Consider the following 25,620-nt stretch of genomic DNA (forward strand, 5'->3'; position numbering starts at 1 on the left):
GGTTTTAGTATGTTTATATCATTAAATTTAGTTTTATTGGCTTTAACGTATGAAGTTAGTAAAGATTTTAGGTTCTTTTTCTGGTAATTGAACTCCTGATTTCCTACCGGCTTGGATAGATTTTAAAAGCCAGGTCATGTTTTTACCTAAAGTTCTCATTGTCTGCATTCCTTCTAAATCTTGTTTAACTTCTTCTGGAGTATTACCATGAACCATATTCCAATATTGAGAAGATACAATAGGCATATTGGATATAGTAAAGTATTTATTTAACTGTTCAAAAGCGGCAGTAGCACCACCACGACGACAGCTTACGATTGCTGCACCAGGTTTGTATTGAAAACAGTTTCCAGCATAAAAGAATCTATCTAAAAAAGATGTAATTGCACCAGAAGCACTAGCATAATGTACTGGTGAACCAAAAATGAATCCATCAGCTTGTTTAGCTTTTTCTAAAGCTAAATTTACAGTATCATCATTAAATACACATTTGCCATCAGTTTTTGAACAACCTCCACAAGCCATGCAGCCACGGATTGGTTTGTTTCCAACATGGAAGATTTCAGCTTCGATGTTTTCCTTTTCTAATTCTTTAGCAATTTCAGTTAAAGCTGTATAAGTACATCCATTACTTTTAGGACTACCATTAATAAGTAATACTTTCATTTTTACACCTCATTTTGATTGTATATATTAATAAATTCATACTATTAATATATAACAATGCAATCAAAAAAGATAGAAGGCACTTAAAGGTAGCATACTATCCAAAAAGATACCTATAAGTGAAAGGTATATTTAAGCTTACTAAAGAGAAAATTTAATACTCAATTTGTTGAAGGTTCTTGTTAAAATTTTGGCCTGTTTTAGTATCCGCAAGTCCACCTAAACATGTACATCTCAGCTCTCTTGGAAGCATCTTGCCAACACTGTACATTGAATCAATTACTTCATCCAATGGAATAACTTCACTAACGCCTGCAAGAGCCATGTTTGCACATGAAACTGCATTGGAAGCTGCCATTATGTTTCTAGTCATGCATGGTATTTCTGCAAGTCCTGCCACTGGATCACACACCAAACCCAATACATTTTGCAATGCTAGAGAAGCTGCAGTTATTGACTGCTGAATTGTTCCTCCAGCAAGGTACACTATACCAGCAGCAGCCATACAGGAGGCAGAACCGCATTCAGCTTGGCATCCACAGGTTTCAGCAGCAAAAGTGGCGTGAGATGCAATAAGGACTCCTATAAGTCCTGAACAAAATAATGCTTTAACACAGTTTTCATCATCTAAGTTCATTTCTTCACATATAGAAATTAGTGTACCAGGTATTATACCACAGGAACCTGCAGTAGGAGCGGCGGCAATAACTCCCATGGAACTGCTTGTTTCCATGCAGGACATGGAGTAATATATTATTTTATTTAAAACACCAACGTTTATCAGACGTCCTTCAGCTTCTGCTTTTTTAACTAGATGAGCTTGATGCTGTAGAATATATGGCATTTTAGCATTTCCATGAAGACCTTTTTCAATTGACTCCTTCATTATTTTTAGTATGTATTTCATCTTATTTATAACTTCTTGTTCAGTAATGCCTCCTCTAGTGCATTCATAAAACACAGCAGCTTGAAATAAATCCTTATTTTCATTTTCTGCATATTTTAGTATTTCCTTAGCACTATTAAAGGGTACTGAGCAGTTTTTTCTAGACAATATAGGTAAAATTGGTGAAATCAATTTTATATAATCTGGAGAGGTAAGTTTTTTTATTTTATCAAGGATTTTTTTAGACAATTTTTTAGATAATTTAATATTAATCAATGTACCTTGTGAGTTTTCAAAAGTATTCACATATTCTGGTTCAATATTGTTTTCCTTTAATACTTTCAAAATTGTTTTACCATAATTATCTTTGTAGGAATTGAATATTAAGATAAGTTCATAGAAATCTCCACAAATTGAAATATTATATCCATTAAATTCAATTAATTCTATCATTCCACCACCTACTGAAAGGCCTGTAATATAGAATTTATTATGATTGATATCTGTTAGTACAAGTTTTACTGTGTTAGGATGCGGTGCGTTAAAATCAGCTATGCTAAATGTAATTTTTATACCACATTTTTCGGCTTCATTTAGAGAGTTAACCATTCTTACATCTTCAGGTTCCCAGCCTAAAAGTCCTCCTGCCAGTCCTTTATCACTTCTTTGACCTTTATAAGTCATAGCAAAGGAACCTTTAGTTTCAAAATATATGTCTGCTTTTAATAAATCGTTTGCAATAAATTGTTTAGAAAGGTTACCTATTCTAGTAGGTCCAGCTGTGTGAGAACTTGAAGGACCTGTCATAACTGGTCCAATGACATCATTAAAAATACTGACAAGTTTATTCATTTTAGTTCAACTCCAATCAATATTGAAAATAGGACATTTTACTATATTTATAATAAATTTTTCTTTTAAAATTTAAAGCATCTTAACAAGAATGCCAGCCATATCTTTAGGAGAAGTTTTCATGCCATCAATTAGCCATTGTTGTACTACCCCAATACAGCCTGATATAGCAAAAGGCATACAATACTTAGCTTCTACTTCTGATGATGTATCATCTAGAGGAATTTTACAGTGTTTTATAGCATCTTTAAGTTTTTCTATAAAAGTATATTCGCCACTTTGGCAAAGAAATATTTCAAACATTTCACCATTATTTTGTACGAATTCAAATAGATAGATGAAAAAATGGAATAAATCATCATAGGTAGTAGCTTCTTTTGAAAATTTGTCATAAGTTTCGCTGAAATCGTTAATGAGTTCACTTTCTATTTTATCTACAATATCAAATATGTCCTTATAATAAAGATAAAAAGTTGATCTATTAACATCAGCTAAATCAGTAAGTTCTTTTACTGTAATATTATTAATTTTCTTCTTAGACATAAGTTTTGTTAAGGCTTGAAGTAAGGTTTGTTTTGTTTTTCTTATACGCCTATCGAGCTTCTTTTCTTCCATAATAAAACCTCCAGAAAGAATATTTTTATCTTAAATGGATTGACGATTAAAATTATACTATATATATTACATAATAAACACATGTTGATAAAAATACAAGTGTTTTATATCAATATAAATCATAGAAAATGCAATTATGCTTTGAAAATAATTTTTTCTTAAGTATAAAAAGTGAGTATCATTACATATTGCAACACTATCTGCTATTTTACAATATACAACATTCAATATCTATAGAAAAATTTTAGGATAACGTTTCCTGTTAAAAAATTACATTAAATTAATACTTTTAGTACAAGTAAATTTAAATATTATAATGATTAATCAAAGGATTAGGATATTATAAAGTTTCTGATTTTTTAGGTAAGTATATGAATTATTATATTACTTGTACAGCTGTAAACTCTTATAGTGCCTATAAAATTAAGAGATTTGTAATTCATTTAATGAGGGGGAGAAATGCATGTAGATTTATAAGAATTTAAGGTATCACATAATATTCTTACTTTAATGAAACAATTCTTAAAAATTTTTAAAAACTTGTTGACATTATAGAAATCGTTTTATATAATAAAGACATAGAAAACGTTCCCTATCAAAATATGACATAATTTTGATAAAAATGTTTTACATTAAAAATATTGGAATAAAGGTAACATAATAAAATGTTTTTGTGAAAAATGTAATGTCAAAAGTTTTGAAAAGGGTTTGTTTAAAAAATTATTTACAAATGGAGGAATTTAATAATGAAAAGAGAATGGGGCGGAATATATCCAGCAATAATGGTACCACTAAATGATGATTATTCAATCAATGAGAAGGAGTTTAACAATTATATAGATTGGTTACTTCAATATGCTGACAAAGGAATAGCAGGATTAGTTACAAATGGACATACTGGAGAAATAACAGGATTTTCAAATGAAGAAAGAGCACATGTTACAAAATTAGCAGCTGACAGAGTTAAGGGCAAAGTTAAGATCATTTCAGGAGTTTGTGCAGAAGGAACTTTTGATGCTATAAACCAAGCTAAAGCAGCAGAAGCAGCAGGAGCAGATGGAATTTTACTTATGCCTCCACACCTATGGTTAAGATTTGGTATTAAACCAGAAGGAGCTCTTAAATTTGTAAAAGATGTTGCAGAAGCTATAAATATAAAAATATTTATACATCTTTACCCTTCAAATACAAAATCATTTTATCCAATAGATTTATTATTAGAAATGTGCAAAATTCCAAATGTTGTAGCAGTTAAGATGGGAACTAGAGACATGCCTCTATATGAAAGAGACGTTCGTATATTAAGAGAAAAGACACCTGAAACAACATTACTTACTTGTCATGATGAAAATGTTTTATCAACAATGATTCAAGGACTTGATGGAGCTTTAATAGGTTTCTCAGGCTGCGTACCAGAATTAATAACTGCTTTATTTAAAGCTGTTCAAAACGAAGATTTAAAAGAAGCTAAAAAAGTTAATGAAAAATTATTTGCAGCAGCACAAGGTATCTATGGAATAGGAGAACCTACAGGAGAAGCTCATGCAAGAATGAAAGAATTCTTAGTACAACGTAAAGTATTCACATCACCATTAATGAGACCACCTCTAATGCCTTTAAACCAACATGAAATAGATGTTGTTACTAAAGCATTATCTGATTCAGGTGTTGAAAAAGTTAATTTAGTTTAATTTGACAATATATGCGTTTCTTAGTATAAAGAAACGCATATTAAATTAATATTATAGATAAATGGTAGTGTTATTTTATGCAAGTAAGATGAGTGCACATATCATCATACACATGGACCCGATATGTGTATGATGATATGTGTATTTTTAGATTATTAATATATATATTTGTAAGTACAAATTTTTTAATTCATCAAATATTTCTGCAAATAAAACGTATAGTATGCTGAAATGGATGAAAAGGGAGGACAATAACTATGAATGTAAGGGAAAAATCTTTAAAATTACATAAAGAAAAAAGAGGTAAAATAGAAATTGTAGGCACAATGCCTGTAGCTAATAGTACAGATTTAGCAGTGGCATACACTCCTGGAGTAGCTGAGCCTTGTTTGGAAATAGCTAAAAATAAAAATAATGCATATCAGTATACAATGAAAGGAAAAACTGTTGCTGTAATTACAAATGGAACGGCAGTTCTTGGCTTGGGCAATATTGGACCGGAAGCAGGACTTCCAGTAGTGGAAGGTAAAGCATTATTGTTAAAAAGGTTTGGGGATGTTGACGCTATTCCTATAAGCTTAGACTCAATGGATCCAGATGATATAGTAAATACTATAAAGAATATTGCTCCAGGTTTTGGCGGAATACATTTAGAAGATATTAAAGCACCAGAATGTTTTTATATTGAAAATAAATTGAAAGAATTACTGGATATACCCGTATATCATGATGATCAGCATGGAACTGCAATTGCAGTGCTTGCAGGTTTGTATAATGCTTTAAAACTAGTTAACAAAGATATAGAAGAAGTAAAGGTTGTTATAAATGGTGCTGGGGCATCTGGTATTGCTACAGCTAAACTTTTGATGTCAGCTGGGGTTAAAAATATAGTTTTATGTGATATAAATGGAGCACTTGTTGAAGGTGATAGTGCCTTAAACGATGCACAAAGTAAGGTGGCACAAATAACCAATAGAAATTTTGAAAAAGGAACCTTAGCAGATGTAATTAAGGCAAAAGATGTATTTATAGGTGTTTCAGATGGCAACGTATTAACTAAAGAAATGGTTGAAGCAATGAATAAAGACTGTATAATTTTTGCATTGGCTAATCCTACTCCAGAGATAATGCCAGATCTGGCAAAGGCAGGTGGAGCTAGAGTTATAGCTACAGGAAGATCAGATTTCCCAAATCAAATTAATAATGTATTAGTTTTTCCAGGTTTATTTAATGGTGTATTAAAGGTTAGAGCAAAAGAGATATGTGACGAAATGAAGATTGCAGCTGCAAAAGGAATTGCAGACTTAATAAAAGATAGTGAATTAACTGAAGATAATATAGTTCCTAGTGTGTTTGATAAAGGTGTTTGTGAAGCTGTTTCAAAGGCAGTAGTAGATACAGCTTGTAAACTTGGTTTGGTTAGAGAATATTTAATATAGAATTTGAGTGTTTATGATCATAAGCTTCAATAAACGAAAGGAAGATTATTAGTATGCCTATTGGAGTTATAATTAATAGTTTGGCAGTATTTTTAGGAGGCCTAGTTGGGGCGTTTTTAGGAGATAAAATTCCGGAAAGAGCACGTGCAAGTTTACCTTTAACCTCTGGTGTGGCATCTATGGCTATGGGAGTGAGTTTAATATTAAAGATGAATGCAATGCCTGCAGTTGTCTTATCATTAATTCTTGGCAGTGCTATAGGTGAGTTTACTAAATTTGAAAATGGAATTGAATGGTGTGTTCATCATATACGTGGACCAATTGAAAAAATATTTTCTAATAAAGGGACTGTAAATGATCAAAAAGAATTTATGGAAAAGTTTGTTGGTATAGTAATTTTGTTTTGCGCCAGTGGTACAGGAATATTTGGTGCATTAAAAGAAGGAATGACAGGTGATCATTCTATACTAATAACAAAGGCATTTCTTGACCTTTTCACAGCAGGAATTTTTGCAGCAGCCCTTGGTTATATAGTTTTGACCATATGTGTTCCACAATTTGTTGTACTGATATGCTTATTTTTTAGTGCGTCAATTATATTGCCAATGACCACACCTGCAATGGTGGCAGATTTTAGTGCTTGTGGTGGCATGATTATGTTGGCAACAGGCTTTCGTATAAGTGGTATAAAAGCTTTTCCAATTGCCAATATGTTACCTGCGCTTATACTCGTAATGCCAATATCCTATTTATGGACTGCACTTGTAAAATAAAATGTACCCTGCAAGATAGATTTAAATATCTATTTTGTAGGGTACATTTTAATATTCTTCGTATTTATTTTTTATGTTTAATAAAATATAAAAATACTTTATGACTAATGATCCAGTACTTTCACTGAAGCTCTTTCAAAAATTGATGTATTTAAAGTAATTTCAACTTTTTCTTTCCATTGAGTAATAACATCCACAGCCATTTGTCCCATTTCATAATGAGGAATGGTTAGAGTGGTAAGAGGAGGCGTTGTATATCTTGCCTCATTTATATCGCCTATACTAATTATAGAAATATCTTTTGGAATGCTAAGTCCATGTTCTCTAATGGCGCTCATAGCTCCAATGGCAATATTATCATTTGCACAACAAATTGCAGTTAGGTCACTAACCTTAGAAATTAATGAACTACAGGCTTCGTATCCTCCCTTTTGTGAGAAATCACTACTAGTAATATAGTTCTTATTGTATTCAATACCAGCAGCATCAATTGCTGCTTTAAATCCTTTTAGTCTTTCTATGGAAGTAAATACTTTTGATGGCCCTCCCATAAAAGCTATTTTTTTGTGTCCTCGTTGAATCAAGTACTCTGTAACTTTCTTACCCGCATCGAAGTCATTTATCATTACATAGGGGATCTCAATTCCCTGAGGAGCTAAAGATACGATTTTTAAGCCATATTTTTCATGTCTTAAAAGTTGATTTTCAAGCTTTTTTTTGTAATCCAATTGATCAAGTCCTCCACCAGCAAGTATTATGCCTTTTACCCTGTGCTGCCAAAGATGCTCGTGGTATCTCAATTCATCTTCAGGGTTACGACCTGTATTACATACAAAAGATAAATAACCAAGTTCACTGGCTCTATTAGTTACGCCATTAGCTATTTCTCCAAAATAAGAATCAGAAATATCTCTTACAATTAAACCTATAATGTCACTGAATTTTTTCTTTAATCCTTGAGCAGCTTTGTTAGGGGTATATTGTAACTCATCGATTACTTTTAATACTTTTTCACGCGTACTTGCAGCTACTGGATAATCAACATTATTTATTATACGTGAGACAGTAGTAACTGAAACACCTGCCTGTTTTGCAACATCAATAATAGAAACATTTTTCATATATATACTCTCCTAAAAAACAAAATTAAGGTCAAGTGATTCTTAGACTCAGGTGGAGTTTGCCTGTGAGGAATACCTCTCTACATCTGAGTCTTAGAAGAACTTATCCAGGCGCGTAGCAGTGCTTATCCCCAATTTGAGGTATTAGCAATGGTAGCGATCGGATAAAATGTTTTCTTTAAATTTATATTAAAAAGAAATTCATACTTTTATATTATATACAATTTTTAGCATATTAACAATGTGGCAAAGAGATAGAGTGCAATAAGAAAACATCTATTCCTTTAAAATATGAATGACAAAAATATTACTATTTTCTGTACCCATATTATAACACTATTTTCTGTGGCAATGCATAATATTTATAATTCACAGAGAATATTAGAAAACGTTGTCTGTAATATTTTTAAGTTAAATGGATATAAATGCTACTTATTTAGTGTCGTTAAATTTAGATATTATAAAGTTTGTGCCAATTATTAGATTATTAGAAAAATAGTTTTTGGGATAACTATTTAGATTTAAGTAGTTACTAAATAGTTGATTTTTAAAGCTTTTGAAGGTTCATGGTTGGCTTGAAATTAAGTTGTCGATATTAACACAAATGCTTAAAATATAAAATGATATTTTTATTTGATGAATATAATTCTTAAAAATTTTCAAAAAACTTGTTGACATTACAGAAAACGTTTTATATAATAAAGACATAGAAAACGTTCCCTATCAAAATATGACATAATTTTGATAAAGTTACTTTGTATCAAAATTATTTTATAAAAAATATAGTGTCAAAAATTTTGAAGAGGGTTTGTTTAAAAAATCATTTACAAATGGAGGAATTTAATAATGAAAAGAGAATGGGGTGGAATATATCCAGCAATAATGGTACCACTAAACGATGATTATTCAATCAATGAAAAGGAGTTCAACAATTATATAGACTGGTTACTTCAATATGCTGACAAAGGAATAGCAGGATTAGTTACAAATGGACATACTGGAGAAATAACAGGGTTTTCAAATGAAGAAAGAGCACATGTTACAAAATTAGCAGCTGACAGAGTTAAAGGCAAAGTTAAGATCATTTCAGGAGTTTGTGCAGAAGGAACTTTTGATGCTATAAATCAAGCTAAAGCAGCAGAAGCAGCAGGAGCTGATGGAATTTTACTTATGCCACCACACTTATGGTTAAGATTTGGTATTAAACCAGAAGGAGCTCTTAAATTTGTAAAAGATGTTGCAGAAGCTATAAATATAAAAATATTTATACATCTTTATCCTTCAAATACAAAATCATTTTATCCAATAGATTTATTATTAGAAATGTGCAAAATTCCAAATGTTGTAGCAGTTAAGATGGGAACTAGAGACATGCCTCTATATGAAAGAGACGTTCGTATATTAAGAGAAAAGACACCTGAAACAACATTGCTTACTTGCCACGATGAAAATGTTTTATCAACAATGATTCAAGGACTTGATGGAGCATTAATAGGTTTCTCTGGCTGCGTACCAGAATTAATAACTGCTTTATTTAAAGCTGTTCAAAATGAAGATTTAAAAGAAGCTAAAAAGGTTAATGAAAAATTATTTGCAGCAGCTCAAGGTATCTATGGAATAGGAGAACCTACAGGAGAAGCTCATGCAAGAATGAAAGAATTCTTAGTACAACGTAAAGTATTCACATCACCATTGATGAGACCACCTCTAATGCCTTTAAACCAACATGAAATAGATGTTGTTACTAAAGCATTAGCTGATTCAGGTGTTGAAAAAGTTAATTTAGTTTAGTGTGATATAAAATGTGCGTTTCTCAACATTGAGAAACGCACATTAAATAACGTTATGAGTAAACGATATCACTATTTGTGTGCTTTGAGCACAGTGAAAGGAAGTAGTTAATATGAGTGAAAGTTCAATAATTTCAGATTCTAATTCTTCACCAAATCGTGCTTCACAGCTTCTTGCACGTATGGAAAGTATTCCTTTTTCACGATGGCACATTAAGCCTCGAGTTATTGTAGGTACTGCTACTTTTTTTGATGGTTTTGATTCATTAACCCTTGCATATGCTATGCCAGTTTTAATTGGATTATGGCATTTAAAGGCTGGTCAAATTGGAATGCTAATTGCAGCAGGATATTTAGGCCAAGCAGTAGGTGCACTTATTTTTGGTGTTATAGCAGAACGCTTTGGTCGTATATTTAGTATAAAAGGTTCCATATTTTTAATGTCTGTGGTTGGAATTGCATGTATGTTTGCTGGCAATTATAATATATTATTTACACTAAGATTTTTACAAGGCGTTGGACTAGGAGGAGAAGTTCCTATTGCTGCTACATATATAAATGAATTATCACGAGCTCAAGGCCGTGGAAAGTTCTTTATGGTGTATGAAATGATATTTCCTATTAGTTTAATGATAACTGCACAGATTGGAGCCATAGTTGTACCAAGCTTGGGTTGGAAATGGATGTTTTTACTGGGTGGTGCAATAGGTTTAGTTATGCTGCCACTTTTCTTTATGCTTAGAGAATCACCACGTTGGTTGATAGGTAAAGGAAAATTCGATGAAGCTGAACGTGTCATTGAAGAAATGGAAGCAAGTACAGATAAGCGTTTGCCTGTAAATATGACGAATATAAACAAGCCAGCTAAAAAAGCTGATTGGAAAGAATTATTCTCTCCATTTTATCGCTGGAGAACCTTAGTGGTATGGGGATTGTGGTTTTCGGCATACTTCATATCTAATGGTTTAAATAACTGGCTTCCTAGCTTATACAAAACTGTTTACAAACTTCCACTATCAGAATCTTTACATGCAGCATCACTTACAAATGTTATACAAGTAGTTATGGTATTAGCATGTGCATTTCTTATTGATAAGATTGGACGTAAGAGATGGGCAACTGCGGCCTTCCTTATAGCTGGTTGTTTACTACTAGTACTTTTCCTTACTGGAGCAAAATCTGCAAGAAGTGTTATGTACTTAGGATCATCAGCTTATGGTGTTATAGGATCAATTACTGTTCTTCTTTATTTATATACTCCAGAAATATATCCTACAAGGATGAGAGCTATTGGAACAGCATTTGCTACAACGTGGCTTCGTCTTGCTTCTGCAATAGGGCCTATGATAATTGGAATTGTATTAGATGCTAAAGGAATTTCATATGTATTTGTTGGTTTTGCAATTATTTGTATTATAGGTTCATTAATAGCTACAAGAATGATTGAAACACGTGAAAAAGTACTTGAGGAGATTGCTCCTTAAATAAAGCTATGATTAACCCTTACATAAAGAAAATATGCATATTATCATACATATTTTAAAGTGTGTATGATAATGTGTGTATTTTCTTTATTATAGATTATGAGATTAAAGTAAAGGAGATGAGAGATTACTATGAAGCTAGTTAATTTTAAAGTTGGAGAAAAAATTAGGTTAGGTATTAAGACAGAGAACGGTATTATAGATGCAGTAAAAGCTGCTGAAGATTATTCTCTTAAATCATATAACACTATAGAGGAAGTTATTGATGAAGGAGAAAAAGCTTTACTCCAATTAAATGAATTGATGAAAAAAGGAGTAGAAACAATTCCTGAAGATGAAATTATTTATGCTCCACCTGTGATAAAACCAGAAAAAATTCTTTGTATTGCTTCAAATTACATAACTCATTCACAAAAATCTAATGCAGATGTTAAAGCTTTGCCAGTGATATTTAGTAAATTCAACAATGCACTTGCTGCGCATAATCAAATTATTTCTCTACCAAAGTGTGGTGAAAAATTTGACTATGAAGCAGAATTAGTTATTGTTATTGGAAAAGAAGCTAAAAATGTTTCTAAAGAAGATGCACTTTCCTGTGTGTTTGGATATACTGCTGGAAATGATTTATCTGCTAGAGACCTTCAACGCAAAACTCATCAATGGTTAATAGGAAAAACCTGTGATAATTTTGCACCTATTGGACCTTGTTTGGTAACAGCTGATGAAATAGATGCTTCAAATTTAAAAATCCAGTGTAAAGTAAATAGAGAACTTAGGCAATATGGCAATACTAGAGATATGATTTTTGATTGTGCAGAAATGGTAAGTTACATATCTAATTATATGACACTAAAGCCTGGAGATATCATCTTTACTGGAACACCTGGAGGAGCTATTTCAACTTATCCAGAAGATAAACAAGAGTGGTTGAAGTCTGGAGATGAAATTACTGTTTCTATTGAAAAAATTGGTGATATCATAAATGTATTAAAATAGATTATTTATATAAAGATAAAAAATAAAAATCAGCCTATATCTTCAATTGACATATACAAGATATAGGCTGATTTTTATAAAAGTTAAAGAATGAGGGGGATAAATTTGTGAAAACTAAAAATACATTTTCAAGTATAAAAAACAAGTTAATGCTTATTATGATAGTTATCGGTATCGCTCCAATAATATCTTTAGGCATTTTCTCTAATATTAAAACTGACAGTATTGTGAGAAATAGGTTTGAAGTTTCAACTAGCCAAACAATTCAAGAAGTTAATAGAGGAATAGAAAACTTTTTTGAAGGAATGTCTACACCTTTAATATTTATGGATAATAATTCATATATAAAAGAAATAAAAGCACATCCGGAGAATGTATCAATATTAAATTCTATTTTTAAAGATGTAAAATCTAGTAATGAATGCATTGAAAGTGTTATATTTGGATTACCTGATAAAACAGTGTATGTATGTCCTGAAAGCAGCACTACACTAGATCCAACAACCAGACCTTGGTATATAGGTGCTATGGCTAAAAAGGGAAAGGTATTTTACTCTGATCCATATGTTGGTTTATTGACCAAGAAAAATCTTGTCACAATTTCTATGACTGTTGAAAATAATAATCAGGTAATTGGAGTTATAGGAATAACTATAAATCTTGATAAGTTATCCAATAAACTATCAAGTATAAAAATTGGACAGAAAGGTTATATATATGTAACTGATTCAAAGGGTATTTTAGTAGCTCATCCTGATAAAAAGCTAATAGGTACAGATACAATAAAAAAATTGTCAATATGGGAAATGGCAAAAAACAGAGAATCAGGATTTCAAAAAGATAATGCTAAAAATGCCAATAATATTATTATTTATGACACAAATAAATTGACCAATTGGAAGTTATTTGCGTCAATGCCTAACTCTGAAATAAACAATGATCTTAATTATTTAAAAAAGTATTCAATTGCATTTATTTTTATAATGCTTGTACTTTCGGGAATAGCAGCATTAATTGTGAGTAGAAGGATCACAAAAAACATATTTAAATTACAAAATGCATTTAATAAGGCGGCTTATGGTGACTTGTCAATTCGGACAGATATTAATAGCAAAGATGAGTTCGGAAAATTAGGAAATGATTTTAATAAAATGGTAGAAGGTATAGGAACATTGATATGCAATGTAAAAGAATCTGCTGATATTTTAAATGAAAATTCAAATACAATAACTTCAATGGCTAAGGAAAGTGATGATGCCGTTAAAGAAGTGGCAGCAACAATAGGTCAAATTGCAGATGGAACTTCAAATCAGTCAATGAATGTAGATGAAGGAGTTAAAGAATTAGAACAGGTTAGCAATAAAATAGATAATATTTCTGAACTTACAAATAAAATGTCTAATGAATCAGAAAATACCAATAGGTTAAGCAAAAAAGGATTAGAAGTAGTGGAAATTCTTACTGAAAAATCTGCCAATACTGATAAATCTACAATGGAGGTTAATGACATTGTGCTGGATGTACATAAATCATCCAATGAAATTAGTGCTATTACTGATACCATTAATCAAATATCATCACAAACTAACCTGTTAGCATTAAATGCTGCAATAGAGGCGGCAAGAGCAGGTGAGGCTGGCAAAGGATTTTCTGTAGTGGCAGATGAAATTCGTAAACTTGCTGAAGAATCTACTTATGCAACTGAACAGATTCAAGCATTGATTGGTAGTATTAGAGGAAAGGCACAAACAGCAGTTAAAGCAATGGAGGAAACAAAGAACAGTGTAAAAGAACAGAATAGTGCTGTTTTTGAAACAAAAACTATATTTGGAGAAATATTAGCTTCAATAAATAAACTAACTTCGCAAATTCAATTAGTTAAGGAAAAGGCAGAAGAAACTACTAATAATAAAGATGTAATAATAGCTAAAATGCAAAACATATCTGCAGTTTCAGAAGAAATTGCTGCAAGCACAGAAGAAGTTTCAGCATCTGGAGAAGAGATTACAGCAACAATGGATGAATTTTTAACCAATGCAAATTCTTTAAAACAATTATCAATAGAACTTGAAGTGCAAATGAATAAATTTAAGTTATAAAATACTTTGGCAAAAACAAATTGGGATGCTGCATTTAGGCAGCATCCCAATTTTCTTTATATTAGGGAAGGGTGAATTAACTTTTGTTTAAGGTGCAATTTCTTCCAAGGATTTTCCGGTTGTTTCAACCATTCGTGTAGCTATTATTGAACCTATAATACAAATAACTGCAAAACCAAGAAATACATATGAAATTCCTTTAGCATCTAATACGATTCCAATTATCATAGGTCCTATTGCGGAAGCAAGACGAAGCCATGTTGTAGCAAATGCTGTTCCAAGAGCTCTCATTCTTGTAGGATATATTTCTGGAGTATAAAGGTATAGCAAAACAGTAATTGATCCTATAACACCATAAGATAATGATCCCAAGTACATAACACTTTTTGCAGATCCTGCTCCATTTAAGAATAGTGTTGCAAGTAAACAACCAGCAACAAGGAAAGCCACAGTTGCCCATCTTCTACGTCCAATCTTATCAATTAGCAATGCACATGTTAATACTATAACTACTTGAACAATATTTGTAAGGGATGCTGCATGTAAAGATTCTGAAAGTGGAAGTTTGTAAACAGTTTTGTATAAGCTAGGAAGCCAGTTATTTAAACCATTAGATATAAAGTATGCTGAAAACCATAATCCCCATACTACTAGTGTTCTCCAGCGGTAGAATGGTGAGAATAGTTCAGTCCATTTTGCTTTAACTACTGGTTTGTTTACATCCATACTAACAGGTACACGCACATCTGTACTTGCTTCCATTTCTTTAATAACACGTTCAGCCTCATCAAGTCTACCTTTAGAAATTAACCAACGTGGTGATTCTTTAAGTGTAAAGAAAAGAGGTAGAATAATTAAACCTGCTGCACCACCTATCAAGAATATCCATTTCCAACCGTAATGTGGTACAATAAAAGCTGCAATTTGTGCAGTTAGCATCAAACTAATAGGAAATATCATCTCATAGAGCATAAAGAATTTTCCACGCCCATGTGCTGCTGACAATTCGTTTATATAAGTGGCAGCAACAGGAACTTCACCGCCCAATCCAACACCTTGCAGGAATCGTAATGTAAACAATATATTATAATTGCCAGCAAACATACATGCAATTCCTATTACAGACATTAGAAAGATAGAACCTTTTACACTAGTTACACGACCAAAGCGTTCTGCTATAACACCAAAAATAAGTGCACCTACTGCTTGACCTAAGTAACCTGCTGCAATTAGCATTCCAATTTGACCAGCAGTTAAATGCCATAATCCAATTAAAACTGGCATAGCATATGCAAGAGATAGTGAATCAAAACCATCAAAAAATGTAGCAGTACCTATAATAACACGTGGTTTGATATGCCATCGTGAAAAAGGGATACTTGCTAGACGAGTAAGGAGTTCTGAGGCACGGTTTGTTGAAGAGTTTAAATTTGCATTTTCATTCATATTAACAATCCTTCCTTTCGCTGTGTCTAGAACACAAAAAAATGGTAAAACGTTTACTTATCATATTATTTAATATGCGTTTCTTAATATTAAGAAACGCATATATTGTGGGAAAAGTATGTCATAATTTGATAGAGAACGTTTTCTGTAATTTTATTATATAAAACGTTTTCTATCGTGTCAACAATTTTTTAAATTTTTTAAAAATTATACTGTTTTTTGAACATATGTACCATTTTGACTAGTATGATTATAAGCTAAATGAAACTTTTATAAAACTTAAAAATATCGATAAAGTCAACATCATCAGCTAAGTATCTAAATTTTTCATTTAGATATTTATATGAAAAATTAATGCTTTTATTATTATAATATTTAAATCTGGGTACATTAAAAAAATAGCAGTTCCATCAGCTTAATGTAAGAAAAATACAGATAATATTTTCTAAAAAGTTTATGGATAGAAATATACTTGTTGCAATACAACTGAATAATGCTATAATTAAATGTAAAAAAATGAAATATTTCTTGTGAATATTGATTTTTTTAAAATAAAAGCTTTTTTTTATCATACTTATTACTTTTTTATATTGTTAATATGTTAAAAATTATATATAATATGCATGAATGAGAAAATTTAAATACAAATTTTTTATAATGTATATGTATATTAATCTCTATAAGACTGTGGCTTTTGATAATTTCTAGATGTAAGTATATATTATAATATTTTTAACTATATGTAATTAAAGAATGATGTAAATTAAAGAAAACGTTTTATCCGATCGCTACCATTGCTAATACCTCAAGTTGGGGATAAGCACTGCTACGCGCCTGGATAAGTTCTTCTAAGACTCAGATGTAGAGAGGTATTCCTCACAGGCAAACTCCACCTGAGTCTAAGAATCACTTGACGTTAATTTTGTTTTTTAGGAGAGTATACATATGAAAAATGTTTCGATTGTAGATGTAGCAAAACAAGCAGGAGTTTCAGTTACTACTGTGTCGCGTATAATAAATAATGTTAATTATCCAGTAGCGGCAATTACGCGTGAAAAAGTATTGAAAGTAATTGATGAATTACAATATACCCCTAATAAAGCTGCTCAGGGGTTAAAGAGAAAGTTTAGCGATATTATAGGTCTAATTGTAAGAGATGTTTCAGATTCTTATTTTGGAGAAATAGCTAATGGAGTAACTAATAGAGCTAGTGAACTTGGTTATTTGTCTTTTGTCTGTAATACAGGACGTAATCCTCAAGATGAATTGAGGTACCATTATCATCTTTGGCAGCATAGGGTAAAAGGTATAATACTGGCAGGTGGAGGATTTGATCAGCTGGATTATAAAGAAAAGCTTCAGAATCAAGTTGTGAGATATGAAAAATATGGCTTAAAAATTGTATCCTTGGCTCCTCAAGGAATTCAAATTCCCTATGTGATGATAAATGATTTTGATGCTGGCAGAAAAGTTACTGAATACTTAATTCAACGAAGACATACAAAAATCGGTTTTATCGGTGGTCCGCAAAAAATATTTGCATCCATGGAGAGATTAAAGGGATTTAAAGCAGCAATTGATGCTGCTGGCATTGAGTACAATAAGAAGTATATTACCAGTAGTGAGTTTTCTCAAAAAGGGGGATATGATGCTTGTAAATCATTGATGTCCAAGGGTAAAGAATTAACAGCAATTTGTTGTGCAAATGATAATATTGCTATTGGAGCTATGAGCGCTGTTAGAGAACATGGATTAAGCATTCCAAAGGATATTTCTGTAATCAGTATAGGTGATATAAAGGATGCAAAGTACACAAATCCTCCTCTTACAACACTAACAATTCCTCATTATGAAATGGGACAAATGGCTGTAGATGTTATTACACAGTGGAAAGAGAAAGTTGAAATTACTTTAAGTACATCAATATTCGAGAGGGAATCTGTTAGAGTATTAGATAATTAAACATAATGTATTTTTTGAAAAAAGTTAGAGAAGCATATATTGCTATCAAAGATGGCATAGTGCTTCTTTTTTTATTGCATAGAAATTTTTTGTTTTTTCGCATAAAAAGCATTCTGTAAAATATTTTAGTTTCTATGAGAAAAAAATGATATTTATCCAACACTTGTCTATTATATGTTGAGTAACCAACAAATCATAAGTAGATTAATGATTGAAGTTACACAACACACACTTTATAATAAACACATGTTGATTACTGCACAAGCGTTTTATATACTTCAATACAAGTTTTACAAAAGAAACTCAAAATATTATGGTGTTTTCACATTGCAGCCATTATATCATTGAAATTAGAGGAGGTATACCATGAATAAAAAAATTTTATCTTTTTGCTCACTGTTTATAAGTGTAATTATGCTAAGTGGATGTGGTAGTAAGGGTGATTCAGAAAAAAATACTTCTAAAAATTATCCAGTTAAAGTTTTAGAACTGAAAAATGAAAACAATCCTGTTTCATTGGAATATGAAGGAATAACAGGTGGCAGTGAGGTGAGAAAACTTTCCTTCAAAAGTTCAGGTAAGATATCTAAAATATATGTGTCAAAGGGTCAGGAGATAAAGAAGGGTGATACTTTAGTTGAGCTTGATAAAAGTGATTTGAACTTTGCAATGGAAGCTTCTAAAGCTCAGATGGATTCGGCTTCTGCACAATATGATAAGGCAGTAAATGGAGCACAGCAAGAAGACATAAGTAAAGCTGATATAGCAGTAAAAAATGCACAGGATAACTACAATTATTATAAAGACCTATATGATAAAAATGTGAAATTATATAATGCTGGGGCGATTTCAAAACAAGATTTAAATAGTTGTAAGCTTCAGTTAGATAGTACTGTCAGTGCTTTAAATGGTGCAAAACAAAGCTTACAGCAGCTTCAAAATGGAAGTAGATCAGAAGATAAACAAGCTTTATCAGCACAAGTAAATGCAGCAAAAGCTGATTATGATTCAAAGGCTAATTTAGTTCAGGATGGAACTTTGGTTGCCGATTCAGATGGTTATGTTGTAGATGTACTTTGTAAAGAAGGAGAAATGCAGCCTGCAGGAAACCCTGTTATTTTAGTAAGAAGTAAAAATCAAGTTGTTACCATAGGTTTATCCTCTGATGATGTTAAAAAAGTAAAAATAGGTGCAAAGGCTCAAGTTAAAGTTAGCAATAATAAGGTAGATGGGGAAATTTCAAATATAGTCCAAATGTCAGATAAAACCTCTGGAACCTATAGTGCTGAAATTAAGCTTTTAAAACCTGTAGATAATAATACATTTTATGTTGGTGATACTGTAAAAACTTATATTAGCATGGGAAATAAAAATGGAATATGGATTCCTATTAGCAGTATTTTAAATGATGGAGAAGACTATGTTTATGTATCGGAAAATGGACGAGCTGTTAGAAAAAATGTAACCTTAGGGGCTACAGATGAGGGTAAAGTTTCAGCAGAAGGTTTAAAGTCTGGAGATAAGCTTATTATTGAAGGTATGAAAAACATAAAAGCTGGCTACAGCCTTGCAATAAAGTAAAGGAGAATTAATTATGAGATTAATTAAAGCAGCCATAAAAAATAAAAAGATTATATTTGTCTTAGTACTTATTGCTATTATAAGTGGTTTCTATTGTTATCACATTATTCCTAAGCAAGAAAGTCCTGATGTTTCATCTCCTGCTGCCATGATTACTACCATATATCCTGGTGCTTCACCTAGTGATATAGAAAAACTGGTATCAAAAAAAATAGAGGATAAGGTGGAAGAAATAAGTGGTTTTGATTATGTAGAATCTTACTCACAAAACAGTGCTTCCATAGTTATTGTAAATTTAAACAATGATGCAGATAAGGATAAAGCTTGGAGGGATTTAAGAGATAAAATAAAGGATTTACAATCTGAGCTTCCAGAGGGTTGTCAGGAGAGTAAAATAGATACTAAGCTAACAGAAACCACAGGTATGATTATAAGTATATCAGGGAAAAATTATTCCTATGAACAGCTTGGAAATTATGCAGATGATATAAAGAAACAATTGAGTAATGTGAGTGGTATTTCTAGATTTGATATAGAAGGTAAACAGAAAAAGCAGGTAAAGGTAGAAGTTGATTGGACTAAGATAAATAAGTATCCTATTTCCATTGAAGATGTGTGTTCTGTGTTGAAAGCACAAAATATAGATATTCCTTCAGGATCTTTAAATTTAGCTACTGGAAAAATAAAGGTTAAAACACCAGGTACTTTTACATCTCTTCAGGATATACAAAATACTATTGTTGGCGTATCAGGAAACAGTGGAGAAACTGTAAAGATTAAAGATATAGCAAAGGTATCTATGGATTATGATGATGATTCTAATTATAAATATACCGATAATGGAAGCAATGCAGTACTGCTTTCAGGATATTTTCAGGATAATAAGAATATTGTTTTAATAGGTGATGATATAACAAAAAAATTGGATAGTATAAAAAAGCAGCTTCCAAAAGATTTAACTATAGATCAAGTTACGTATCAACCTAAGGATGTAAATGATTCAGTATCATTTTTTATGAAGAACCTTGAAGAAGGGGTAATTTTAGTAGTTATAGTTGTACTTATAGGTATGGGGCTTAGAAATGCCTTAGTAGTATCATCAGTTATTCCAATATCTATAGGAATGTCCTTTTTAGTAATGTACGTACTTGGAATAAAAGTCCAGCAAATGTCTACTACGGCACTTATTATAGCACTGGGAATACTGGTGGACGATGCCATTGTAATAGGCGATATTATACAGGTAGGTATAGATGAAGGAGAAAAACCTGATGAGGCGGCTTTTAAAGGTTTAAAAAAGTTGTTTGTACCTGTATTTACTTCCACCTTAATTATTGTTGGAGCTTTTTTACCACTGTTAACTATACCTGGAGAAGTAGGTGAGTTTTTAAAAACATTACCTCAAGTGGTAATAATTTGCGTAACCTGCTCCTATATATCAGCTTTATTTGTAACTCCAGCTATGTCTGCTTTAGCTTTTAAAAAGAGTAAATGCGTTAACAAGGAAAGTAAGATCAAAAGAATGTTTCATAAGCTTTTAACTTATGGACTTGCTCATAAAAAGAAAGTTATTATTGCAGCTTTGATAATATTTGTAGTATCTGTAGGAATAACAAAAACTTTAGGAATGCAGTTTTTCCCTTATGCAGATAAAAATCTAATATATATAGATGTTACTAATGAAAAAGTTGAAGATATTAATAGTACATCAAAGTTAGTAAAACAAGTGGAAGATGTATTAAAGTCACAAAAGGAAGTTACATCCTATACTTCAGCCATAGGTGGTGGAATGCCTAGATTTTATATTACATTGCCTACGGTAACTCCATCAAAGGATACTGCTCAAATTTTGGCAAAGGTAGATTTAAATAAAACTAAAAAATTCAGCACTAATAAAGAGCTGACTCAGTATGTACAAGGTTTACTGGATAATAAAATTTCAGGAGGTACAGCTACAGTAAAGTTATTAGAAGTAGCTGAACCTATAGGTGCTCCTGTAAGATTAAGACTTACTGGAGAAGATTTGGATCAAGTATATGCAGCTTCCGATAAAATACAGCAGGCGTTAAAAAACATTCCTGGAACATTAAATGTAAGGGATGATGCTGCAAAAAAGACTTATCAATATGAAGTAAACATAGATGATGCAAAAGCATCAATCCTTGGTTTATTAAAGTCAGATATATTAAAACAAATAAACATTGCATTAAAAGGTTACAGTAGTTCTGTATACAGAAAAAATGGAAGTGAGTATGACATACTAGTAAAAACTAATATAGCTTCTGTTAAGGATCTTGAAAATTTGCAGATTAAATCCAGTGTTACAAGTAATAAAGTACAGCTGTCACAAGTAGCTTCTGTTAAATTGAGTTCAGAGCTAGATCAGATAAAACATTATAAGAAGGATAAAACTATCACTGTGTACAGCGATGTAAAAACAGGTTATAACTCAGTAGATGTGGAAGATACACTAAGCAGCAAAATAAGTAAAATGGATTTAAATGGAGTAAATGTTATCTATGATGGTGAAAAGTATCAAATAGAAAAGAACTTCACCAGCCTTGCTTTAGCAGGGGTACTTACTATACTTATAATTTATATATTGCTATTTATTCAATTTAAATCTTTTGTTCAGCCTCTTGTAATTATGTGTTCACTCCCATTAGCCTTAATAGGGGTAGTAATAGGACTTCTAGTATTCCAAATGCCATTATCTCTAACTGCTGTAATGGGAATAATAAGCTTAATTGGAGTAGTTATAAGAAATGCTATACTGCTTATAGAATATATAATTGAAGGAATGAAAGAAGGACTTTCCATAGATGAAGCTTGTATTCATGCTGTAAGCCAAAGATTTAGACCTATAATATTAAGTTCTGTGGCAACTATCACAGGTATAATTCCACTTGCATTTTCAAAAAGTGCCTTGTTTGGACCTATGTCAGTAACTATAATGTTTGGACTTTTGGCAGCTACCTTCCTTACTTTTATAGTAGTTCCTGTTGTATATTCTATAGTTAACACAAAGCTAGATGATGGTAGTTTAAAGTTACAGTTTAATGGTTTATTGAAAAAAACAGGGATGATAAATGTATGGGAAAAGGTAAAAGAGATAAATTTACAGGAAAAAATAAAATCTATAATTGATAAAGTTAAGGGTATTAGAAAATAGATTAATATTTATGAAATATGTGATTTAAGAAAGAGGACGTTTGGTATTAAGAACGTCCTTTTCCTTGAACAAGACTAGCTATGGTTGAGAATGAACTAGAGTTTGATAAGGTATGGTAAAGGATTAAGTTTTATTTTAATCGAAATTTAGTAATAGCTCATAATATTCGTTATTGGATTGATTTATCTTTTAAATTTTTACCTACTGAATTAATGATAGTTTTTAACACACTTCCAAATGCTCTTTTTAATAAATTGATTTGTACATCATAAAAATAATTAGAATTTATCCATCCTTTTTCCTTCCAAAAATCATAATCTGCTTGGGAAGTGAAAGTTTTGCTCCTTAAACAGTTGAACATAAAAATGTCATAAAAGGTAGGAATAGGTGGTTTATTATTTTCTATAATTTCCATAAAGTTTTTCCCAAACCTTTCAATCTTTTGAACATTTGTTTTATGGTAGTATTCATCGTATCCCCATGCTGAAGTATCATTTTTGTTTTCAAAAAACATAGGGGAAATAATATTAATTGCTCCTACTAAATTGCACCCCCATCCGCACATGGTCATTTTAAGATATTTACTCACTTGCTTATGCCCACCACCGCCTGTCGTTACAACTGTTAACGCAGGTTTTCCTATTAACTCTTGACGATGAAACAGGTAGGATAGCCTGTCAAACAATCGCTTTAGTGGTGACGGTACTTGATAGGCATATACAGGTGTTGCAAAAACAATACCATCTGCATTTAATAGTTTTTCTTTAATTCGGGGTACATCATCTTTGCAAGGACATAGGTTTTCACTTTTTTTGAAGCACATATCACATCCTTTACAATCTTCAATCATATAATCCTTCAAAAATACGTATTCAAACTCTGCAGTACATTTTTTTTGTAATATCTCCTCAATTAGTTTACACACATTATAACTATCTTTTTTTCTTGGACTTCCCATTAGCACAATAACTTTCATTTTATCAATCCTTTCTTGTTTGTATCCAACGTTGGATATAAACATTGTTTTTTTATCCTATCCATTCAAGGATAGGATAAATGATTATCTTTTTAAAGCTTTAATCAATTGATCTAATTTCTCAGGTGCAGTATCCGGATTATTTAATATTTGATATTTTAGGCTTTCTATATCTTCTGCCATGTCAAATTCTATATCTTTTGCATTTGAAAAATCAAACTTTAAAATTAAATTGGATATTTCATTACTTGCTTCAATGCAAGCGTCCATGTCGTCAATCAGAGCATTATGCCACTTAATTTGATATTCAAGATTAGATAACATCATTTCAAAAGCAATTTTTTCTACTGCTAAGGTTTGTTCATTAACTTTAATTTTTTGCCATTTTTCAAGATGCTTTTTTTGAACATTCAACTTTTCAATATGTTCTTTTAACTCAGTAAACATAACATTCTTATCAAGGGTATTTAACAATGGATAAATGATAAATTTGTCAGAGCCAACCTCACAGATCTGGCAATTTAGTTCTTGTTTAACCAATTCTTTTAATTCATTTTTACCTTTTTCTGTAATTGAATAAATTTTACGAACCTTAGTTCCAATACCTGCCTTCTCTGATAATACAATAAGACCTTCTTTTTCAAGCTTATTCAAAGCATAATAAATAGAGCCAGATTGGATTTTAGTCCAACTATCCATATGATTTACTTGTATAAATTTCTGAATTTCATACCCATGTGTAGGTTTAATACTCAGATAGTATAGTATCAATACTTTAATAATGAAAAACACCTCCTATCCAATATTGGATGTAATTAGTATATATATAATGTTGGATAATGTCAACAATAAATTAATACTTATGAGATATGTGATTTAAGAAAGAGGACGCTTGGTATTAAGAACATCCTCAATTCTTATGCTTTTTTTCATTTAAAGTGATGATATAATTTAATGAGAAATATTAAGGAGGAAAAAATGAATTTTACAGCTATAGATTTTGAAACTGCAAATGAAAGAAGGAATAGTCCATGCTCAATTGGTATTGCTGTTGTGAAAAATGGACATGTTGTAGAAAAAATACATCACTTAATACGACCTAAAGAAATGAGATTTATGCCAATTAATATTGGAATTCATGGAATAAGACCAGCTACGGTTCAGAATGAACCAGAGTTTGATAAGGTATGGGAAAAGATTAAGCATTATTTTAATGGGAATTTAGTAATAGCTCATAACGCTTCCTTTGATATATCAGTTTTAAGGAAGACTACAGAACTTTATGATATAGATTTGCCAGAGTTTAAATATATTTGTACCATGAAACTTAGCAAAAATTTTTATAAAGGAATTGAAAATGCAAAGTTAAACACAGTAAATGACTTTTTAGGATATGAGTTCAAACACCATGATGCATTATATGATGCTCTTGCATGCAGCAATATATTACTTAATATAGCAGCGGAATTAAAATGTGATGATATTGAGGAAATATCTAAACTGGTAGGAGTAAGTATTGGGACTGTAGATGGTATTGGATATAAGCCGTCACGTATTAAAGGATCGGTAATAAAAACGTCTAATAGAATTTATGTTCCTAAAAAACGAAGTGTATTTAAAAGATTAAAAGCTGATGCATATAAAAATGAAGTAGTGGTATTCACTGGAAGGCTGGACTCTATGCCAAGAGATGAAGCTATGAGATTAGTCAGAGTACTTGGAGGAAGTGCAGGAAGTTCTGTTACAAGAAAAACCACAATTTTAGTAACTAACATGAAAGATGTAAAAGATTTGTGTAGAGAAGAAATGAGTACTAAGCTTAAAAGAGCAGTGGATTTAAATGCAAAAGGACAAAATATAAGGTTTTTAAATGAAGAGGAGTTTTTAGGAATAAAATAAGGTTAGTGGATTTTAAAGGTTATATTTTTTATATAACAATAGACCAGTGTAAATGATAAAGTGGATGGCTGTATGCCTTAATTGGGCACATACAGAATCTGTGAGGGGGAAAGTTCGTAAAGGCTTTCCCTACTCGACTATCATAAGTAAGTGAAGCTTATAGCTTTAACCA

Annotated in this window: 18 protein-coding genes; 11 read left to right on the plus strand and 7 right to left on the minus strand. The window is 31.3% G+C overall.

Features of this window, described 5'->3' with window-relative positions; translation table 11 throughout:
* Window positions 1-42: 42 nt before the first annotated feature.
* The 3 genes from Q6H37_RS09515 to Q6H37_RS09525 all read right to left on the minus strand — a co-directional run bounded on the left by Q6H37_RS09515 (window position 43) and on the right by Q6H37_RS09525 (window position 3,019).
* The gene (locus Q6H37_RS09515) at window positions 43-666 is read right to left on the minus strand and encodes a flavodoxin family protein (protein WP_318741317.1); all 624 of its coding nucleotides are present in this window, start codon (window positions 664-666) and stop codon (window positions 43-45) included.
* A gap of 154 nt (window positions 667-820) precedes the next feature.
* Window positions 821-2,404, minus strand: a complete 1,584-nt coding sequence (sdaAA, locus tag Q6H37_RS09520; RefSeq protein WP_318741319.1) for an L-serine ammonia-lyase, iron-sulfur-dependent, subunit alpha — start codon at window positions 2,402-2,404, stop codon at window positions 821-823.
* A gap of 72 nt (window positions 2,405-2,476) precedes the next feature.
* The gene (locus Q6H37_RS09525; RefSeq protein ID WP_318741321.1) at window positions 2,477-3,019 is read right to left on the minus strand and encodes a TetR/AcrR family transcriptional regulator; all 543 of its coding nucleotides are present in this window, start codon (window positions 3,017-3,019) and stop codon (window positions 2,477-2,479) included.
* 746 nt (window positions 3,020-3,765) lie between these two features.
* Here Q6H37_RS09525 and Q6H37_RS09530 point away from each other — a divergent pair.
* The 3 genes from Q6H37_RS09530 to Q6H37_RS09540 all read left to right on the plus strand — a co-directional run bounded on the left by Q6H37_RS09530 (window position 3,766) and on the right by Q6H37_RS09540 (window position 6,922).
* Entirely contained in the window at window positions 3,766-4,710 is a 945-nt protein-coding gene (locus tag Q6H37_RS09530) for a dihydrodipicolinate synthase family protein (protein WP_318741323.1), read from the plus strand.
* Window positions 4,711-4,967: 257 nt separating this feature from the next.
* Window positions 4,968-6,149, plus strand: coding sequence for an NADP-dependent malic enzyme (locus tag Q6H37_RS09535; protein ID WP_318741325.1), 1,182 nt, complete (start codon window positions 4,968-4,970; stop codon window positions 6,147-6,149).
* Between the two features lie 53 nt (window positions 6,150-6,202).
* Window positions 6,203-6,922 carry a DUF554 domain-containing protein gene (locus tag Q6H37_RS09540; RefSeq protein WP_318741327.1) on the plus strand — a complete coding sequence of 240 codons (720 nt, stop codon included), beginning with the start codon at window positions 6,203-6,205 and terminating at the stop codon, window positions 6,920-6,922.
* Between the two features lie 104 nt (window positions 6,923-7,026).
* Here the strand turns inward: Q6H37_RS09540 and Q6H37_RS09545 are convergent, their stop codons facing one another.
* Window positions 7,027-8,043: a LacI family DNA-binding transcriptional regulator gene (locus Q6H37_RS09545; RefSeq protein ID WP_318741329.1), complete on the minus strand. Its 1,017-nt coding sequence runs from the start codon at window positions 8,041-8,043 to the stop codon at window positions 7,027-7,029.
* Between the two features lie 846 nt (window positions 8,044-8,889).
* Here Q6H37_RS09545 and Q6H37_RS09550 point away from each other — a divergent pair.
* From Q6H37_RS09550 to Q6H37_RS09565, 4 genes are all read left to right on the plus strand, one after another.
* Entirely contained in the window at window positions 8,890-9,834 is a 945-nt protein-coding gene (locus Q6H37_RS09550; RefSeq protein ID WP_082141596.1) for a dihydrodipicolinate synthase family protein, read from the plus strand.
* Between the two features lie 112 nt (window positions 9,835-9,946).
* Window positions 9,947-11,317: an MFS transporter gene (locus Q6H37_RS09555; protein ID WP_318741334.1), complete on the plus strand. Its 1,371-nt coding sequence runs from the start codon at window positions 9,947-9,949 to the stop codon at window positions 11,315-11,317.
* 132 nt (window positions 11,318-11,449) lie between these two features.
* Window positions 11,450-12,313: a fumarylacetoacetate hydrolase family protein gene (locus Q6H37_RS09560; protein WP_318741336.1), complete on the plus strand. Its 864-nt coding sequence runs from the start codon at window positions 11,450-11,452 to the stop codon at window positions 12,311-12,313.
* 107 nt (window positions 12,314-12,420) lie between these two features.
* The gene (locus Q6H37_RS09565) at window positions 12,421-14,412 is read left to right on the plus strand and encodes a methyl-accepting chemotaxis protein (protein WP_318741338.1); all 1,992 of its coding nucleotides are present in this window, start codon (window positions 12,421-12,423) and stop codon (window positions 14,410-14,412) included.
* An 87-nt stretch (window positions 14,413-14,499) separates the two neighbouring features.
* Here Q6H37_RS09565 and Q6H37_RS09570 read toward each other — a convergent pair whose 3' ends face one another.
* Window positions 14,500-15,858: an MFS transporter gene (locus Q6H37_RS09570; RefSeq protein WP_318741340.1), complete on the minus strand. Its 1,359-nt coding sequence runs from the start codon at window positions 15,856-15,858 to the stop codon at window positions 14,500-14,502.
* 945 nt (window positions 15,859-16,803) lie between these two features.
* Between Q6H37_RS09570 and Q6H37_RS09575 the strand changes: the two genes are divergently transcribed.
* From Q6H37_RS09575 to Q6H37_RS09585, 3 genes are all read left to right on the plus strand, one after another.
* Window positions 16,804-17,820, plus strand: a complete 1,017-nt coding sequence (locus Q6H37_RS09575; RefSeq protein ID WP_318741341.1) for a LacI family DNA-binding transcriptional regulator — start codon at window positions 16,804-16,806, stop codon at window positions 17,818-17,820.
* A gap of 366 nt (window positions 17,821-18,186) precedes the next feature.
* Entirely contained in the window at window positions 18,187-19,401 is a 1,215-nt protein-coding gene (locus tag Q6H37_RS09580; RefSeq protein WP_318741343.1) for an efflux RND transporter periplasmic adaptor subunit, read from the plus strand.
* Between the two features lie 13 nt (window positions 19,402-19,414).
* Complete coding sequence (locus Q6H37_RS09585; protein ID WP_318741345.1) at window positions 19,415-22,573, plus strand: efflux RND transporter permease subunit; 3,159 nt, start codon at window positions 19,415-19,417, stop codon at window positions 22,571-22,573.
* Window positions 22,574-22,742: 169 nt separating this feature from the next.
* Here the strand turns inward: Q6H37_RS09585 and Q6H37_RS09590 are convergent, their stop codons facing one another.
* Together Q6H37_RS09590 and Q6H37_RS09595 are read right to left on the minus strand one after the other, a co-directional pair.
* Window positions 22,743-23,594, minus strand: coding sequence for a flavodoxin family protein (locus Q6H37_RS09590; protein ID WP_318741348.1), 852 nt, complete (start codon window positions 23,592-23,594; stop codon window positions 22,743-22,745).
* A gap of 39 nt (window positions 23,595-23,633) precedes the next feature.
* Window positions 23,634-24,341, minus strand: a complete 708-nt coding sequence (locus Q6H37_RS09595; RefSeq protein ID WP_318741350.1) for a PadR family transcriptional regulator — start codon at window positions 24,339-24,341, stop codon at window positions 23,634-23,636.
* Window positions 24,342-24,527: 186 nt separating this feature from the next.
* Here Q6H37_RS09595 and Q6H37_RS09600 point away from each other — a divergent pair, with 186 nt between their 5' ends.
* Entirely contained in the window at window positions 24,528-25,448 is a 921-nt protein-coding gene (locus Q6H37_RS09600) for an exonuclease domain-containing protein (RefSeq protein WP_318741352.1), read from the plus strand.
* Window positions 25,449-25,620 lie beyond the last annotated feature (172 nt).

Origin of the sequence: Clostridium sp. JS66 (genome assembly GCF_033561535.1) — a bacterium.
Classification (GTDB): domain Bacteria; phylum Bacillota; class Clostridia; order Clostridiales; family Clostridiaceae; genus Clostridium_AM; species Clostridium_AM carboxidivorans.

Coding starts and splice junctions, on each gene's coding strand:
- Q6H37_RS09515 (WP_318741317.1), bottom strand. CDS start 666: ATGAAAGTATTACTTATTAATGGTAGTCCTAAAAGTAATGGATGTACT.
- sdaAA (WP_318741319.1), bottom strand. CDS start 2,404: ATGAATAAACTTGTCAGTATTTTTAATGATGTCATTGGACCAGTTATG.
- Q6H37_RS09525 (WP_318741321.1), bottom strand. CDS start 3,019: ATGGAAGAAAAGAAGCTCGATAGGCGTATAAGAAAAACAAAACAAACC.
- Q6H37_RS09530 (WP_318741323.1), top strand. CDS start 3,766: ATGAAAAGAGAATGGGGCGGAATATATCCAGCAATAATGGTACCACTA.
- Q6H37_RS09535 (WP_318741325.1), top strand. CDS start 4,968: ATGAATGTAAGGGAAAAATCTTTAAAATTACATAAAGAAAAAAGAGGT.
- Q6H37_RS09540 (WP_318741327.1), top strand. CDS start 6,203: ATGCCTATTGGAGTTATAATTAATAGTTTGGCAGTATTTTTAGGAGGC.
- Q6H37_RS09545 (WP_318741329.1), bottom strand. CDS start 8,043: ATGAAAAATGTTTCTATTATTGATGTTGCAAAACAGGCAGGTGTTTCA.
- Q6H37_RS09550 (WP_082141596.1), top strand. CDS start 8,890: ATGAAAAGAGAATGGGGTGGAATATATCCAGCAATAATGGTACCACTA.
- Q6H37_RS09555 (WP_318741334.1), top strand. CDS start 9,947: ATGAGTGAAAGTTCAATAATTTCAGATTCTAATTCTTCACCAAATCGT.
- Q6H37_RS09560 (WP_318741336.1), top strand. CDS start 11,450: ATGAAGCTAGTTAATTTTAAAGTTGGAGAAAAAATTAGGTTAGGTATT.
- Q6H37_RS09570 (WP_318741340.1), bottom strand. CDS start 15,858: ATGAATGAAAATGCAAATTTAAACTCTTCAACAAACCGTGCCTCAGAA.
- Q6H37_RS09575 (WP_318741341.1), top strand. CDS start 16,804: ATGAAAAATGTTTCGATTGTAGATGTAGCAAAACAAGCAGGAGTTTCA.
- Q6H37_RS09580 (WP_318741343.1), top strand. CDS start 18,187: ATGAATAAAAAAATTTTATCTTTTTGCTCACTGTTTATAAGTGTAATT.
- Q6H37_RS09585 (WP_318741345.1), top strand. CDS start 19,415: ATGAGATTAATTAAAGCAGCCATAAAAAATAAAAAGATTATATTTGTC.
- Q6H37_RS09590 (WP_318741348.1), bottom strand. CDS start 23,594: ATGTTTATATCCAACGTTGGATACAAACAAGAAAGGATTGATAAAATG.
- Q6H37_RS09600 (WP_318741352.1), top strand. CDS start 24,528: ATGAATTTTACAGCTATAGATTTTGAAACTGCAAATGAAAGAAGGAAT.